The organism is Clostridium manihotivorum (assembly GCF_004015185.1).
GTDB classification, from domain to species: domain Bacteria; phylum Bacillota; class Clostridia; order Clostridiales; family Clostridiaceae; genus Clostridium_AR; species Clostridium_AR manihotivorum.
On the sequence record NZ_CP025746.1, the window covers coordinates 3,915,192 to 3,929,814 of the forward strand.

Annotated in this window: 11 protein-coding genes; 3 read left to right on the forward strand and 8 right to left on the reverse strand. The window is 32.6% G+C overall.

Annotated elements, in window-relative coordinates; translation table 11 throughout:
* Nucleotides 1-5: 5 nt before the first annotated feature.
* From tkt to C1I91_RS17715, 4 genes are all read right to left on the reverse strand, one after another.
* Nucleotides 6-1,985, reverse strand: a complete 1,980-nt coding sequence (gene tkt / locus C1I91_RS17700; RefSeq protein ID WP_128214063.1) for a transketolase — start codon at nt 1,983-1,985, stop codon at nt 6-8.
* Between the two features lie 16 nt (nt 1,986-2,001).
* On the reverse strand, nt 2,002-2,646 hold the full coding sequence (gene fsa, locus C1I91_RS17705) for a fructose-6-phosphate aldolase (protein ID WP_128214064.1): 645 nt from the start codon (nt 2,644-2,646) through the stop codon (nt 2,002-2,004).
* Between the two features lie 76 nt (nt 2,647-2,722).
* The gene (locus C1I91_RS17710) at nt 2,723-3,412 is read right to left on the reverse strand and encodes an L-ribulose-5-phosphate 4-epimerase (protein WP_128214065.1); all 690 of its coding nucleotides are present in this window, start codon (nt 3,410-3,412) and stop codon (nt 2,723-2,725) included.
* A gap of 370 nt (nt 3,413-3,782) precedes the next feature.
* Entirely contained in the window at nt 3,783-4,868 is a 1,086-nt protein-coding gene (locus C1I91_RS17715; RefSeq protein ID WP_128214066.1) for a GntR family transcriptional regulator, read from the reverse strand.
* Nucleotides 4,869-5,117: 249 nt separating this feature from the next.
* On the opposite strand from C1I91_RS17715, the gene araA reads away from it, so the two are divergent.
* From araA to C1I91_RS17730, 3 genes are all read left to right on the forward strand, one after another.
* Nucleotides 5,118-6,608, forward strand: coding sequence for an L-arabinose isomerase (araA, locus tag C1I91_RS17720; RefSeq protein ID WP_128214067.1), 1,491 nt, complete (start codon nt 5,118-5,120; stop codon nt 6,606-6,608).
* A 557-nt stretch (nt 6,609-7,165) separates the two neighbouring features.
* Nucleotides 7,166-7,840: a YesL family protein gene (locus C1I91_RS17725; protein ID WP_128214068.1), complete on the forward strand. Its 675-nt coding sequence runs from the start codon at nt 7,166-7,168 to the stop codon at nt 7,838-7,840.
* A 518-nt stretch (nt 7,841-8,358) separates the two neighbouring features.
* Nucleotides 8,359-9,276: an ArsR/SmtB family transcription factor gene (locus tag C1I91_RS17730; protein WP_128214069.1), complete on the forward strand. Its 918-nt coding sequence runs from the start codon at nt 8,359-8,361 to the stop codon at nt 9,274-9,276.
* Between the two features lie 260 nt (nt 9,277-9,536).
* On the opposite strand, the gene C1I91_RS17735 is transcribed toward C1I91_RS17730, so the two are convergent.
* From C1I91_RS17735 to C1I91_RS17750, 4 genes are all read right to left on the reverse strand, one after another.
* On the reverse strand, nt 9,537-10,898 hold the full coding sequence (locus C1I91_RS17735) for an arabinan endo-1,5-alpha-L-arabinosidase (RefSeq protein ID WP_238475818.1): 1,362 nt from the start codon (nt 10,896-10,898) through the stop codon (nt 9,537-9,539).
* 300 nt (nt 10,899-11,198) lie between these two features.
* Complete coding sequence (arfA, locus tag C1I91_RS17740) at nt 11,199-12,692, reverse strand: arabinosylfuranosidase ArfA (protein WP_128214071.1); 1,494 nt, start codon at nt 12,690-12,692, stop codon at nt 11,199-11,201.
* Nucleotides 12,693-12,733: 41 nt separating this feature from the next.
* Entirely contained in the window at nt 12,734-13,621 is an 888-nt protein-coding gene (locus C1I91_RS17745; protein ID WP_238475819.1) for a carbohydrate ABC transporter permease, read from the reverse strand.
* A gap of 19 nt (nt 13,622-13,640) precedes the next feature.
* The gene (locus C1I91_RS17750) at nt 13,641-14,528 is read right to left on the reverse strand and encodes a carbohydrate ABC transporter permease (RefSeq protein WP_128214072.1); all 888 of its coding nucleotides are present in this window, start codon (nt 14,526-14,528) and stop codon (nt 13,641-13,643) included.
* Between the last annotated feature and the right edge of the window lie 95 nt (nt 14,529-14,623).

Here is a 14,623-nt window from a genome sequence, read left to right on the forward strand (position 1 = left end):
TCTTCTTAAAGCTCTTTAGCAGTCTTTACTACGTTGTCAACTGTAAAGCCAAATTCTTTAAATAGTATATCTCCAGGTGCAGATGCTCCGAAAGTATCTATAGAAATAACTTTACCGTCTAAACCAGTATATTTATGCCATCCAAAGGATGAAGCTGCTTCCACTGCAATTCTCTTTCTAACTGACTTCGGCATTAATTTTTCTTTATATGCTTCACCTTGAGCTTCAAATACTTCAAGTGATGGTATTGAAATTACTCTTGCGTCAATACCTTCTTCCTTAAGTTTTGCTTGAGCTTCATATATTAGTTCTACTTCTGAACCAGTTGCCATAAGCAGCATATCTGGAACTTCTTTTTCACTATCCTTCAATATATATGCTCCCTTTAAAGCTTCTGTTGAACTTTCATTGTATAAAGGAAGATTTTGTCTTGATAGTACTATTGAAGTAGGCCCATCTGTTCTCTTTAAAGCATGTAACCAAGCAGCAGCAGTTTCCTTTGAATCTGCTGGTCTAAATACATGCATATTTGGTATACTTCTAAGTGCTGCTAACTGCTCTATTGGTTCATGAGTTGGTCCATCTTCACCTACTCCGATACTATCATGAGTTAGTACGTAAACAACTGGAATCTTCATAAGAGCAGATAATCTCATTGAAGCCTTCATGTAATCACTAAATACGAAGAAAGTTGAAACGTAAGGTACAAGTCCTCCATGAACAGCAATACCATTAGCTATAGCTGCCATACCATGCTCTCTTACTCCGAAATGAAGATTTCTACCACTTCTATCTTCCTTAGAGAAATCTCCCTTACCCTTCATATAAGTCTTAGTTGAAGGAGCAAGATCTGCAGAGCCTCCTATTAAGTTAGGTACCAAATCCATAAGTCTATTTATAACTTTTTCAGATGAAACTCTTGTAGCAAGCTTACCTTCAAATTGCCAGTACTCTTCATTTGAAAGTAAATCAGCCTTTACTTCTCCACTGTTCCAAAGCTCCCATTCACTAGCTAGTTCTGGGTATTCTTTTTTGTAATCTTCAAAAAGTTTGTTCCATTGTTCTTCAGCTTTAGCTCCCTTAGCTATTGTTTCACATAAGTGATCTCTAACTTCTTGTGGAACATGGAATTCTTCTTCGTAGCTCCAGCCTAGGAATTCCTTAGCCTTCTTTATATTTTCAGCACCTAGAGGTTCTCCATGCACTGAAGAAGTACCTGCTTTTGGTGACCCATATCCTATTACAGTCTTAACTATAACTAAGGATGGCTTTTCAGTTTCCTTCTTAGCTTCTTCTAAAGCTTTTGTTATAGCATCAACATCATTACCATCTTCTACAGTTAATACTTGCCATCCATAAGCAGTATATCTAGCGCCTACATCTTCTCTAAATGCTATGCTAGTATCTCCTTCTATAGAGATGTTATTTGAATCATATAATACTATTAGCTTTCCTAAGCCTAATGTACCAGCAAGTGAAGCACCTTCAGAAGTTATACCTTCCATCATGTCTCCATCTCCTGATATTGCGTAAGTATAATGATTAACTATTTCAAAACCAGGTTTGTTGAACTTCTTAGCAAGATAGCTTTCAGCCATAGCCATACCAACAGCATTTGCTTGACCTTGCCCTAAAGGTCCAGTGGTTATCTCAACACCTACTGTATGACCATACTCAGGATGCCCTGGAGTCTTACTATCTTTTTGTCTAAAGTTCTTTAAGTCATCTACTGTAAGACCATATCCATATAAATGCAATAGTGAGTATAAAAGCATTGATCCATGACCAGCTGATAATACAAATCTGTCTCTATCAAACCACTTAGGGTTCTTAGGACTATGCTTTAGAACCTTGTCAAAGATCGCATAAGCCATTGGAGCAGCTCCCATTGGTAAACCTGGGTGTCCAGAATTAGCTTTTTGTACAGCTTCAGCTGAAAGTAGTCTTATTGAGTCTACGGTTAACTTGTCAATATTTTTACTCATTATATCTCCTCCGTTTTTAGCCAAATATAGCTTTCCAGTCTTTCATGAATTTCTCTATACCGCTATCTGTTAATGGATGTTTAACCATTTGAGCTATAACATTGAAAGGTACTGTAGCTATATGTGCTCCTGCCTTTGCAGAATCAATTATGTGTGTAGGATTTCTTATGCTTGCAGCAATTATTTCTGTCTTTATATTATGCACATTAAATATAGTTGTTATAGATTCAATTAACTCCATTGGATTTGTAGTTATATCATCTAGTCTTCCTAAGAATGGACTTACATAAGTAGCTCCTGCTCTAGCAGCTAGTAGCGCTTGACCTGGAGTAAATATTAAAGTTACATTTGTCTTTATTCCTTCACTAGATAACACCTTTGTAGCCTTTAATCCTTCTGCAGTCATAGGTATTTTAACTATCATATTTGGATGGATTTTAGCTATTTCTCTACCTTCTTTAACCATACCATCTTTTTCAAGACTTATAACTTCACCACTTATTGGTCCATCAACTATTGAAGTTATTTCTTTTATAACTTCATTAAAGTCTCTACCTTCCTTTGCAATTAAGCTTGGGTTAGTAGTTACACCACAAATAACTCCCATTTCATTAGCTTCTTTAATTTCATCAACATTAGCAGTATCTATAAATAATTTCATGATTTATCCTCCTCATTATTATACAACAAAATTGAATTTTTAACTTTACAAATTTACAAATTTGGCTAAGAAAACGTTATTTTTGGCCATAGTAAGCATTCTTACCATGTTTTCTATAATAATGCTTGTCTAACAAATACTGATCCAAGCTTTCTATTCCTTTATTTAAAGTAACAGTGTGATAAGCCATGTTACAAGTTTCTTCAAGAACTACGGAATTTACAACTGCATCCCTAGGATTTTTACCCCAAGTAAATGGTGCATGGCAGCTTACAAGTATTCCAGGAACAGCCATTACTTCGCCATCTCCTAAAGTTTCGATTATTACCTTACCAGTGTTCTTTTCATAATCGCCTTCTATTTCTTCTTGCGTAAGTTTCCTTGTGCAAGGAATGTTGCCATAGAAATGATCTGCATGAGTTGTTCCAAGAGCTGGCATTTCCATACATGCTTGTGCCCATATAGTAGCCCAAGTTGAATGTGTATGAACTATACCACCCATATCCTTGTATTTTTTATAAAGCTCAATATGTGTAGCTGTATCTGAAGAAGGTCTGTAATCTCCTTCTACTATATTTCCATCAAAATCAACAACCACTAATTTTTCAATGGTCAGTTCTTCATATGGAACTCCACTTGGCTTTATTACTACTAAGTTTTTCTCTCTGTCAATTCCACTTACATTTCCCCATGTAAATTTCACAAGATTATACTTAGGAAGAAGTAGATTGGCCTCTAGTACTTGTTTTTTTAATTCTTCTAACATCTTTACCTCCTTAAGATAAATTAAATTAGATTATCTATAATTTATAAATAGAGGTCATGGTTATAGCTAGGTATCAATAGTGTGTTAAACCATTACAGCTATTTATATTAACATGTTAAGCATTAACGTATTCAAATGTACTCACTTGCAATTTAGAATAATTTAGTTTTCTACAAAAGCTACGCTTCAATTAATTTTTAATGCTGTTATAATAATATTCAATAATCTTTTATCTACACTTTTTGGAAAGCTTCAGCCTCCCATTATTCATACAAATATTATTCATTGTACGTACAAATGAATTTAAAAAATATATGCAAAATATAATTAGCTTAGCCTATTGAGGCTAGCTAACTCTATTTTATTACTTCTAAAAACCTGTAGTTGATGCTCTTACTATAAGCTCTGGCTTATATATATAGGACCCATGGTTAGCTTTTCCTTCAATTGTATCCATCAACATTCTTGCAGCTTTTCTGCCTAAGTCTTCCTTTGGATGTCTAATTGTTGTGAGCTTAACTTCTGTAGCTGTTGCTATATAAGAATCATCATAGCCAACTAGAGCTATATCTTCTGGAACTCTGAGTCCCTCTTCTCTAATTGCTTGAAGTGCTTGTACTGCAATTTGATCATTATAGCAGAGAATTGCTGTTGGTCTATCTTTTCTTCTAAGTAGTCCATTTGTAAACTCCTGCGGAAAATATTCTTTTTCCTTAGTATTATATTTACCTATATTATGATTTGTAATTGATATGTTATTTTCTTTTAAAGCTTTTACATACCCTTGCTCTCTATTAAGCCCTTGAAGGTCATCGCTTTTAAATATACCAGCGATGTTCTTATGTCCGATTTGAAGCAAATACCTTGTTAATATATATGCTCCTTCTTCATCATCCATACCTATAAATGGACCATTAAGCTCTTTATATTTACTATTAATCATTATATAAGGAATATTTCTTTTTTCTAATTCTCTATAATAATCTACATTGATGTTATCTACAGCACTCATAGTTGGTTCAACAATAAGTCCAGAAACTCCATTTTCAATTATTTTTTCCAAACACTCTTTTTCTTTTTGCTTCTCATTATTAGTATTGTAGAGAAGTAAATTGTAACCAGCAGAACTTAGAACCTCTTCTATTCCAGATATTATTGAAGGAAAAATATAGTTTGATATATAAGTGGTTAAAACAGCTATTGTCTTCTGTTCATTTGACTTATTTTTCTCACTGTAGCTACAGAAGGTTCCTTTGCCTTGTTCCCTTTTTATGTAGCCATTGTTTTCTAATTCCATAAAAGCCTGCCTTACCGTATGTCTACTAACAGAAAACTTATCAACGATTTCATTTTCAGTAAGTAACTGATCGCCGTAGGCAATTCTTCCTTCTTCCATTTCTTTCTTAAAAAAGGACGCTATCTGCATGTACTTTGGTACTTTTGTTTCTTCACGCATATAGTCATTATCTCCTCGAATTATTTGTACGTATGTCCTATAAGTCTATTTTATAACATTATTTACTTATGTCAATGCCTAATAAGCTTAAAACTCTAAAAAAAGCTAGATTTATTTTTTTAAAAATGTATTGAAATATAGAATAAAAAGGTTTACAATATACTCATTGGTACGTACAAATTATACTTTACATTATAAAGTTGTACGTTTATACTCAAAATATAACATAACTAAAAGGGAGGATTTAATATGCTTAAAACAAAACCTTATGAATTTTGGTTCGTAACAGGTAGTCAACATTTATATGGAGAGGAAACTCTTAAGGAAGTTGAAGCTCATTCAAGAGAAATAGCTGAAAGCTTAAATGAAAAATTAGGATCACAACATAAAATATTTTTTAAAACAATATTAACTGGTTCAGATTCAATAGCCAAGCTATGCTTAGAAGCAAATGCAACAGAGAACTGTGCTGGTATAATAACTTGGATGCATACTTTTTCACCAGCTAAAATGTGGATATCTGGTTTACAACAATTAAATAAACCACTTCTTCACCTTCATACTCAATACAACCGTGAAATTCCATGGGATACTATGGACATGGACTTCATGAACACTAACCAATCTGCTCATGGAGATAGAGAATATGGCTTCATAGGCGCAAGAATGCAAGTAAAGAGAAAAATTGTTGTTGGACATTGGCAAGATGAAGATGTTATAACTAAGATTGTTAGCTGGTCAAGAGTAGCTGTTGCTTTCATAGAAGGAAGAAATTTAAAGGTTGCTCGTTTCGGCGATAACATGAGAAATGTTGCCGTTACTGAAGGTGACAAGGTTGAAGCTCAAATCAAGTTTGGTTGGGAAGTTCATGCTTATGGAATAGGCGATCTAGTTGAAGAAATGGAAAAAGTAACAGAAGAACAAATCGATGCTTTAATGGCAGAATATGAAGCAGAATATGATTTTGCTGAAGATCTACTTGCTCCTGGTCCAAAGAGAGATGCAGTTAGAGAACAAGCTAAGATTGAAATAGCTCTTGAAGCATTCTTAGTAGAAGGTGGTTTCACTGCTTTCACTGATAACTTCCAAGAACTACACGGAATGAAACAACTTCCTGGTCTTGCAGTTCAACACTTAATGGCTAAAGGCTATGGTTTCGGTGGCGAAGGTGACTGGAAAACAGCTGCTCTAGTTCGTATCATGAAGATAATGGCTGAAAACAAAGGTACTGCTTTCATGGAAGATTACACTTACCACTTAGAACAAGGTAATGAATTAATCCTAGGAGCTCATATGTTAGAAGTTGATCCAACAATTGCAGCTACTAAACCAAGAGTAGAAGTACATCCACTAGGAATCGGTGACAGAGAAGATCCAGCTAGAGTAGTATTTAATGGAGCTGCTGGTGCAGGTCTATGCGCTACTGTACTTGATATGGGTAACCGTTTCAGATTATTAATCAATGAAGTTGAAGCTGTAGAAATAACAAAACCATTACCTAAGCTTCCAGTAGCTAGAGTACTTTGGAAACCACTTTCTTCATTAAAGGAATCTGCTGAAGCATGGATACTTGCTGGTGGCGCTCACCATACAAGCTTCTCACTTGAAGTAACAACTGAACAATTATTAGATTATGCTGAAATGGTTGGAATGGAAACTTTAATCATTGATGCAGATACTAAGATTCGTGATTTCAAGAATCAAATTCTTTGGAATGACATCGCTTGGAAATTAAGATAATATAAATTAACTTCTTTATTACTCACATTAATAATTTGTTAATATATAATGTGGCTGCATCATTTATAATCGATGCAGTCACTATTATAAAAATCAATTTGATCAACATAATCTCTATTTATAAAATCTTGATACAATAAAATCAAATTAAATAGTACATATATTTCAGAGTTTTATTCTTATATTATATATTTTTATGCAATTCATTTGTAAATTAATTTTAGTGTTGAAAACCTCTTAAAAAGATTGGCACTACTCTGCCCTTTAAATTTTGTATCCTGATCTACTGTTATGAATACATTTTTAATACTGCTGATCTTTTTATGTATATCATTAACATATTTTCAGAACTCTTGGTTTAAATACCAAGAGATTTTGAAAATAAATATAAACCTATTTAATCTTGTTATTTTTGGTAGTTTTCAATATTAAACTTAGTTTATAATTATATAGGTACCCTTTACAAAAACTTAATTAATAGTTGATGTTGGTTCCCTATAAATAAAGAATTATATTTAACATTACAATATTAAACACAAAAATGGAGTGATGATATTATGGCTAATACAAATGATTTTGGTGACAGTAATTTAAGCAAAGTTTTAAATTATGTTCACTGGTTCTTTCTATTAAACATCTACTTTTTCCTATGCAATATACTTTTTATCGTATCTATATTTACAATGGAACTAAAATTCGAATATATTATAATATTCTTCATCGCTTTAATACCCACTGGCCCATCCATTACTGCACTTTGTTATACAATGGGAAAAATAATCAGAGAGAAATACGTTGACACTACTAGAGATTATTTTAAAGCTTACAAAGAAAATTTCGTTTCTTCAATGAAACTTTGGTTAATATTTTTAGTTTCAATGTTTATACTACTTTTAGATATAAAGCTTTGCTTTTTAAATAGAATCTTTTTATTTTTACTAATTCCTACTGTATTAATTGTTTTATTCATTGTTTTAATGTTTTCTTATTCCTTCCCTTTACTTTCAAGATTCAGTATGAAGATAAAAGATATACTAAAGCTATCAATTTATCTTTCACTAAAGAATCTGATACCTTCAGTAATCAATCTTGCAATATTAGCAGTTGCTTCTTACCTATTCTTAAATGCTAAGGGAATCGTAGGTTTGTTTTTAGGAAGTCTAGCCTGCTACGGAATATTGTTCAATATGAGAAAAATATTTGATTTTGTTGAGAACAAATTCATAAAATAGTAACTTTTTAAATATAAGAAGCTATATTCAAGTATAAATAACTTGAATATAGCTTCTTATTTATATATTCCTAGACCTATTGTTAACCTTAAATTATAAGCTATGCTTAACAGATCTTATTTTTATGCTAATAAATTATAAATTCAATTTAAGTAATTCACGTCTATAGGGAACCAACTTCAACTATTAAGTTTTCATATAGGTTCCCTATATTTATTTCTTCACTTTAAATATGTTTAAATATGTAAATTAATCATTATTTTGCATATGTAAATGATTAATTCCCTACTATATGCGCCGCTAAATCTTGTAGTAATACACAAATTTTGATTTTATTTTAGAAAAATTTAAAATATTATTTCATTATTTTCATTAAAATAGTATAATAATGTAAGAGTAATGGGTTTAATTCAACTTTATTTTTAAATGCACGAAAATCCTTTATCCATGGTATTTTCAAACATCCACAAATTAAGAGTAAAGCCCAAATAATATTAATACTTTTTGAGGAGAATATCATGATACACATAACAGACTTAAAAGAAAGCTTACCTTTATTTAAAGCTTTAAGTTCTGATATAAGAGTACAGATAATAGAACTTTTGGCTGAACATAAACAACTTAATATGAATGAATTAGCAGAAAAGCTCTCTCTTACTAATGGTGCTGTAACAATGCATATCAAAAAATTAGAAGAGTGTGGTTTAATAAAAACAAATACCTTGACCGCAAAGCACGGAATTCAAAAAATTTGCTATCTGCATGAGGATAAATTTGTAATCGATATAGGTACACAAGATGTAGAAAATTCCTATGAATTAGAAATAGGTATAGGTCACTACTCTTCTTATGAGATTTCACCTACTTGCGGGATAGCTACAAAAGAAAGATTGATTGGAGAAGTTGATAACCCTAGTTATTTTGCTGATCCAGAAAGAATAAATGCAGATATTTTATGGTTTACAAAAGGTTTTATTGAATACCGCATACCAAACTACTTAAAACCTGGCCAAGAATTTTCTGAAATTCAAATATCTATGGAAATAAGTTCGGAAGCTCCAGGCAACTGCAACATATGGCCTTCAGATATACATTTTATTCTAAACAATATTAATATAGGCAGCTGGACTAGTCCAGGAGATTATGCTGATAGTAAAGGCATATTAACTCCTTCTTGGTGGTTCCCAAATTGGAATCAATACGGATTATTGAAACTTCTTATAATAAATAAGTTTGGGACTTTTATAGATGGATTAAAGATTTCTGATATAAACATAAATGATATAGATTTAAACTATAAGAGCGATCTAATTCTAAAACTAGCAGTTCCTGAAGAGACAAAACACGTAGGCGGTTTGACTATATTCGGAAAAAACTTTGGTAACTACAATCAAGGTTTAAATGTAAGGGTTGTATACGACATTCCAAATCGCTAATATGATGAAAAATTCACTAAAAGAATCTTTTTTAGTGGATTTTTTTACATATCTGCTTCTTACAAATTATTTAAGAAAATTCTATTACTTGCCATAGTCTCCTTATGTTTTTTATATTTGGCTTATAATAACTAGAAAATTTTACAAAGAAAAATCACTAAAGCAAATTGCTTTAGTGATTTTTTAATATATATTTATTTTTTCAATTCAATAATTGTACAAGCAAAGCTATATTATCCTGTTATTATAGTTTAATGTTTTTATTTAGCCATTTTTCCCCAAATAGCTAAACCTTTTTTATTAATACCAGTAAACACTAATGTAGCCTTATTATTTTCCCAGTCCCAAGCTGGAAGTATCTTACACTCAAATTTACCATCTGCATCAGATGAAATCGTCAAAGTAAGATCATTATCACCTTCTAAAGACCATGTACTATCTTTCTTATCTGTGTTTCCATTAGACTTAAAAGTATATTTTTCAGATGGTATGATGTCGTTATTAGCTTTGTCTAAAACAATCACATCCCAATCACCTGGTACTGCATCTTTTGATATCTTCTGCTCTTTCTCACCAGCATACTTTTCTGGCGAAACCATAGGCCAGCCATCTTTTGACCATTCTATCTTTCTTACATTTAAACTAAACCAATTTATATCTTCTTCAACTCTTATATGGTGATAAATATAATAATTGTCACCCTCTTTAAGTACTGAATTATGTCCAGGAGCAAGCCATCCTTGACCATCTCCAAATTTATAGCCGCCCATTATTTTATTTCCAACCTCAGTTGGAAGTATTTCTGTATTGGTCATATCATTGCCGTTTATATCAACATATGGACCATCGATCTTTTCTGATCTTCCTACTCTTATATTATAATCCTTAGATAAAGAATCATAAGATTCAAATAAGTAATATTTCTTCTCTTTATCGTTATAAATTATATACGGTCCTTCAACTCCTCCACTGACGGACTTACTTCTAGAAGAAATATTTTTACCTTTATCTGCAGGATTAACAGGTTTTCCAGTAGCTTTATCAAGTTTAACTATATATATCCCTGTCCAGAAAGATCCATAACTCATCCAAGGAGTACCATCTTGATCATACACTATATTAGGATCAATGGCGTTCATCTCATCGCCTTCATCTGTTTTCACTACTACCCCCATGTCTTCCCATGGCCCAGTTAAAGATTTACTTCTCTCTAACCCTATATAGGATTTATTTTTACCAAAACTTGATGCAGCATAATACAAGTAATAGTAATCTCCAATTTTTGTTACATCTGGAGCCCATAATCCAGTAGCACCTGTCCATTCATAAGCTCCTGTTGGTACCCCCTCTAAAGCTTGACCTACAAACTCCCAATTTATCATATCTTTAGATTTTCTCACTTGTATTCCAGGAGTTGCAATTCCTCCAACTCTTGCATCAGTAGAAAACACATAATATGTATCCCCATCCTTGAATACTGATGGATCATGGGTTCCCACTGGTCCCCACTTACTTTTATCATTTATTGTATCTGCATCTCTTACTTTTTCTTTTGCTATGCCGCTTGGAAAAGTAATTTCTTTAAGCGCCTTTTCTTTCTTAGAATTGGAAGAACAGCCCACAATACTTACCGAACAAACTAATGCTATTGCAACTGCTATATATTTCTTAATAGTAAAACCCCCTTAATCTTAATTTATACCAAAACCCAATTTTCCTAAATACTTACCATATTCTATAGCTTATAAAGCAATGATTCTGTAAACCTCTCAATATAACGATTAGAAAGGATTTCCCACACAAAAATCTCTTAGTTAGATTTTTTATGATAGTAAAAATAGGATTTAGCACATCAATTTTAATTGTGCACTAAATCCTAACTAAGAGATCAATATTATGAAAAAATCATCGCTAAAAAATCTTTATTCACAGCTAAGTCTTATCGTATTCCATGATAGCTTAGGTAAAACAATATTTAATGAACCATCTTTTACTTCAGGTAAATCAACCTTCCTTGGCTTAACATTTTCTGGGTTTTCGAAAGTATTTTTTGCATTTAGATCTGGTCCATCCAAGACCACATGTTCTATTACTTTCAATACTCCAAAAGATCTAAGTTCTGCTGACAACTCTACATCATCAGTTTGATCACAATTAAGTGCAAATATTGTAACTGTATTATCTTCCTTATTATAAGTTGCAGTTGATTGCACTATTGGAACATCCCCATGAAGATTAGTTTTGAAAGTTGGGGCCTCGATTAAAACATTTAGTACTTCCCCTCTTCCATAAGTTGAAACTTGCTGGAAAGGATAGAAGGTAGTCTGTTTTATAACTGGTCCACCTTTCTTAGTAAATATAGGTGCTATTACATTAACTAACTGTGCAAGGCAAGCTATCTTAACTCTGTCTGCATGTTTTAGTAATGAACACATAAGACCTCCAAATACAAGGGCATCCAATAAAGAATATATATCCTCTAATATCGGGGGAGCAATCTCCCAATCTGTTAGTTTAATCTGTTTTTGATACCAAACATTCCACTCATCAAAAGATAAATACATTGTCTTGTTACTTCTTTTTTTAGCTTTCACATAATCTGCAGTACTTACTATAGTTTTAATGAATTTCTCCATATCCACAAAAGATCCTAAGAAATCTTCTGTATTACCAAAGTTTTCATAATATCTATGACAAGAAATATAATCCACTTGTTCATAAAGATATTCAAGTACAGTCCTATCCCACTCTGGAAAAGTTGGCATATCCGCATTAGAACTGCCACAGGCAACTAGCTCGATTGTAGGATCAACCCATCTCATTATCTTTGCAGCTTCTAAAGCTTTTTTACCATAGTCATCAGCATTTAGATGACCTATTTGCCAAGGTCCATCCATCTCATTTCCTAAACACCAAAGTTTAAAATTATGAGGTTCTTCATGTCCATTTCTTTTTCTAAGTTCACTTAAGTCAGTACCACCGGGATGATTACAGTACTCTACAAAATATCCAGCATCTTGAGGAGTCCCGGTGCCTAAGTTTACAGCAACCATTGGTTCTATTTCAGCTTTCTTAGCCCAATCCACAAATTCATCTATACCAACTTCGTTTGTTTCAGTGGTTCTCCAAGCATAATCTAGTCTTCTTGGTCTATCTTCCTTAGGACCTATTCCATCTCTCCAGTTATAACCAGATACAAAGTTACCGCCTGGATATCTAACCATAGGAACCTTAAGTTCCTTAATCAGTTCCATAACGTCTTGTCTAAAGCCTTGATCATCCGCTAACGGATGATCTGGCTCATATATTCCTGTATAAACTGCTCTACCAAGGTGTTCAATAAAAGATGCAAACATACGTGGATCTACTTCAGAAATCTTATAGTTTCTATCTACAAAGTATTTTACTTGTTTCATAACTATTTCTCCCTTTAGTTTGACTATTTTTAATGTTACTCTTAGCCCTTAACCCCACTGATGGCAACAGATTCTATAATCCACTTTTGGAATATAATGAATACTATTATTATTGGAAGCATTGCAACTACAGAAGCAGCCATTATCAACGGGTAATCTGTTTGTATTGCATAAGTAGCATTAAATGATTGTATAACTGTTTGAATAGTCATTTTTTCTGGTGTACTTATATATATTGCTGGTGCTAAGAAGTCATTCCATATTCCCATGAACCATAATATTATCTGAGCAGACAACGCTGGACCTGTTAGAGGGAATATAATCTTATAGTATATTTTAAAGAAGGAACATCCATCTATTTTTGCCGCATCTATAATGTCATTAGGAATACCTTGAATATACTGTCTTAAGAAGAATATCATCGTTACATTACCGAATAACCCTGGAACTATAAGTGGTAATAATGAGTCTACCCATCCTATCTTTGAGAAGAAAACGAATTGAGGAATCATTACAACTGGGAATGGTATCATCATAGTACCAAGTAAAGCTAAGAATATCTTATTCTTATGTGGGAATGTAAGCTTCGCAAAACTGAACGCAGCTAAGCTTGATGTAAAAGTACCTACTATTGTAACAGTTAATCCAACCTTTAAACTGTTTATAAAACCGCTTAGTAATGGTCCCTTTTCCCATATTTCAGAGTATTTTCCCCAAACGAAAGGCTTAGGTATCCATACAGGTGGCAATTGGAATACTTGAAGTTTCTCCTTTACAGAAGTAGAAACCATCCAAAGCAATGGTACTATCATTACTAATGATCCTGCTAACAATATAAGAAATATAATTATATTAGCTATCTGATTTCTTCTTTTCATTCCTGACATTTGAAATTTTGGTTTCTTTTTTATTGTTTCAGTATTTAGCACTTATATCACCTCTTTCTTGTTAGCTTTCAAAGAATGTATCGTTATTTCTGAATTGAATTAGTGTGATTATAAATATGAATATTGCTAGAAGCCATGCAACTGCACAAGCATATCCCATTTGGTAATTTTTAAAGGCCTTGTCCCATAAATAGTAAACTATTGTAGCTGCACTATAGTTAGGACCACCATTATCAGTCATTATGTTTGGTTCAACGAACATTTGTGAACCACCTATTATTCCTGTTATAACCATATAGAATGTAACTGGCTTTAAAAGTGGAATTGTGATATATCTAAATATGTTAAAAGAAGTTGCTCCATCTAACTGAGCTGCTTCGTAATAGTCTTTTGAAATACTTTGTATACCAGCTAGGTATAAAAGCATGGATCCTCCAAGACCCTTCCATATAGCCATACCCATAATAGCTGGCTTAACAGTAGCTTCATTGAATAACCAGTTTGGTCCTTTTATATGGAACCAACCTTCTAATAATTGATTTAATAGACCGTAGTCTCCGTTATATACCCATCTCCATAGTATTGATACAGCTGCTACAGAAGATATAACTGGTATATAGTAAATGACTCTAAAAGCTTTTATTCCGAATATTTTTCTATTCATCATTAGTGCTAATGCTAATGCTAAAATAAGTCCGATAGGAATACCAATCATCATAAATATTGTATTGTAAAGGGATCTCCAAAAGTTTATATCATGGAACATGTCTTTAAAGTTTTGAAGACCTACAAAATGTATATCACCTATTGAGCTCCAATCCGTGAAGCCAGCATAAAGTGAAAACATCAATGGACCAAATGCAAAAAGGAAAAAGCCAAGAACTGGTGCAAGAACAAATAATAGACCTGCTTTACGCTCTTTAGCGTAATAGTCTGATTTTCTAGCCATGATTTCACCACCTATATTATATTAATTACTGCTTTTATTTATAGTATGTTTTACTTATTTAATACCTATTGCAGAAGAAAATCTCTTTCTCCTGC

Bases quoted from the DNA above. Each gene is read 5' to 3' on its own strand.
- C1I91_RS17710 (WP_128214065.1), bottom strand. From the start codon at position 3,412: ATGTTAGAAGAATTAAAAAAACAAGTACTAGAGGCCAATCTACTTCTT.
- arfA (WP_128214071.1), bottom strand. From the start codon at position 12,692: ATGAAACAAGTAAAATACTTTGTAGATAGAAACTATAAGATTTCTGAA.
- fsa (WP_128214064.1), bottom strand. From the start codon at position 2,646: ATGAAATTATTTATAGATACTGCTAATGTTGATGAAATTAAAGAAGCT.
- C1I91_RS17715 (WP_128214066.1), bottom strand. From the start codon at position 4,868: ATGCGTGAAGAAACAAAAGTACCAAAGTACATGCAGATAGCGTCCTTT.
- tkt (WP_128214063.1), bottom strand. From the start codon at position 1,985: ATGAGTAAAAATATTGACAAGTTAACCGTAGACTCAATAAGACTACTT.
- C1I91_RS17725 (WP_128214068.1), top strand. From the start codon at position 7,166: ATGGCTAATACAAATGATTTTGGTGACAGTAATTTAAGCAAAGTTTTA.
- araA (WP_128214067.1), top strand. From the start codon at position 5,118: ATGCTTAAAACAAAACCTTATGAATTTTGGTTCGTAACAGGTAGTCAA.
- C1I91_RS17750 (WP_128214072.1), bottom strand. From the start codon at position 14,528: ATGGCTAGAAAATCAGACTATTACGCTAAAGAGCGTAAAGCAGGTCTA.
- C1I91_RS17730 (WP_128214069.1), top strand. From the start codon at position 8,359: ATGATACACATAACAGACTTAAAAGAAAGCTTACCTTTATTTAAAGCT.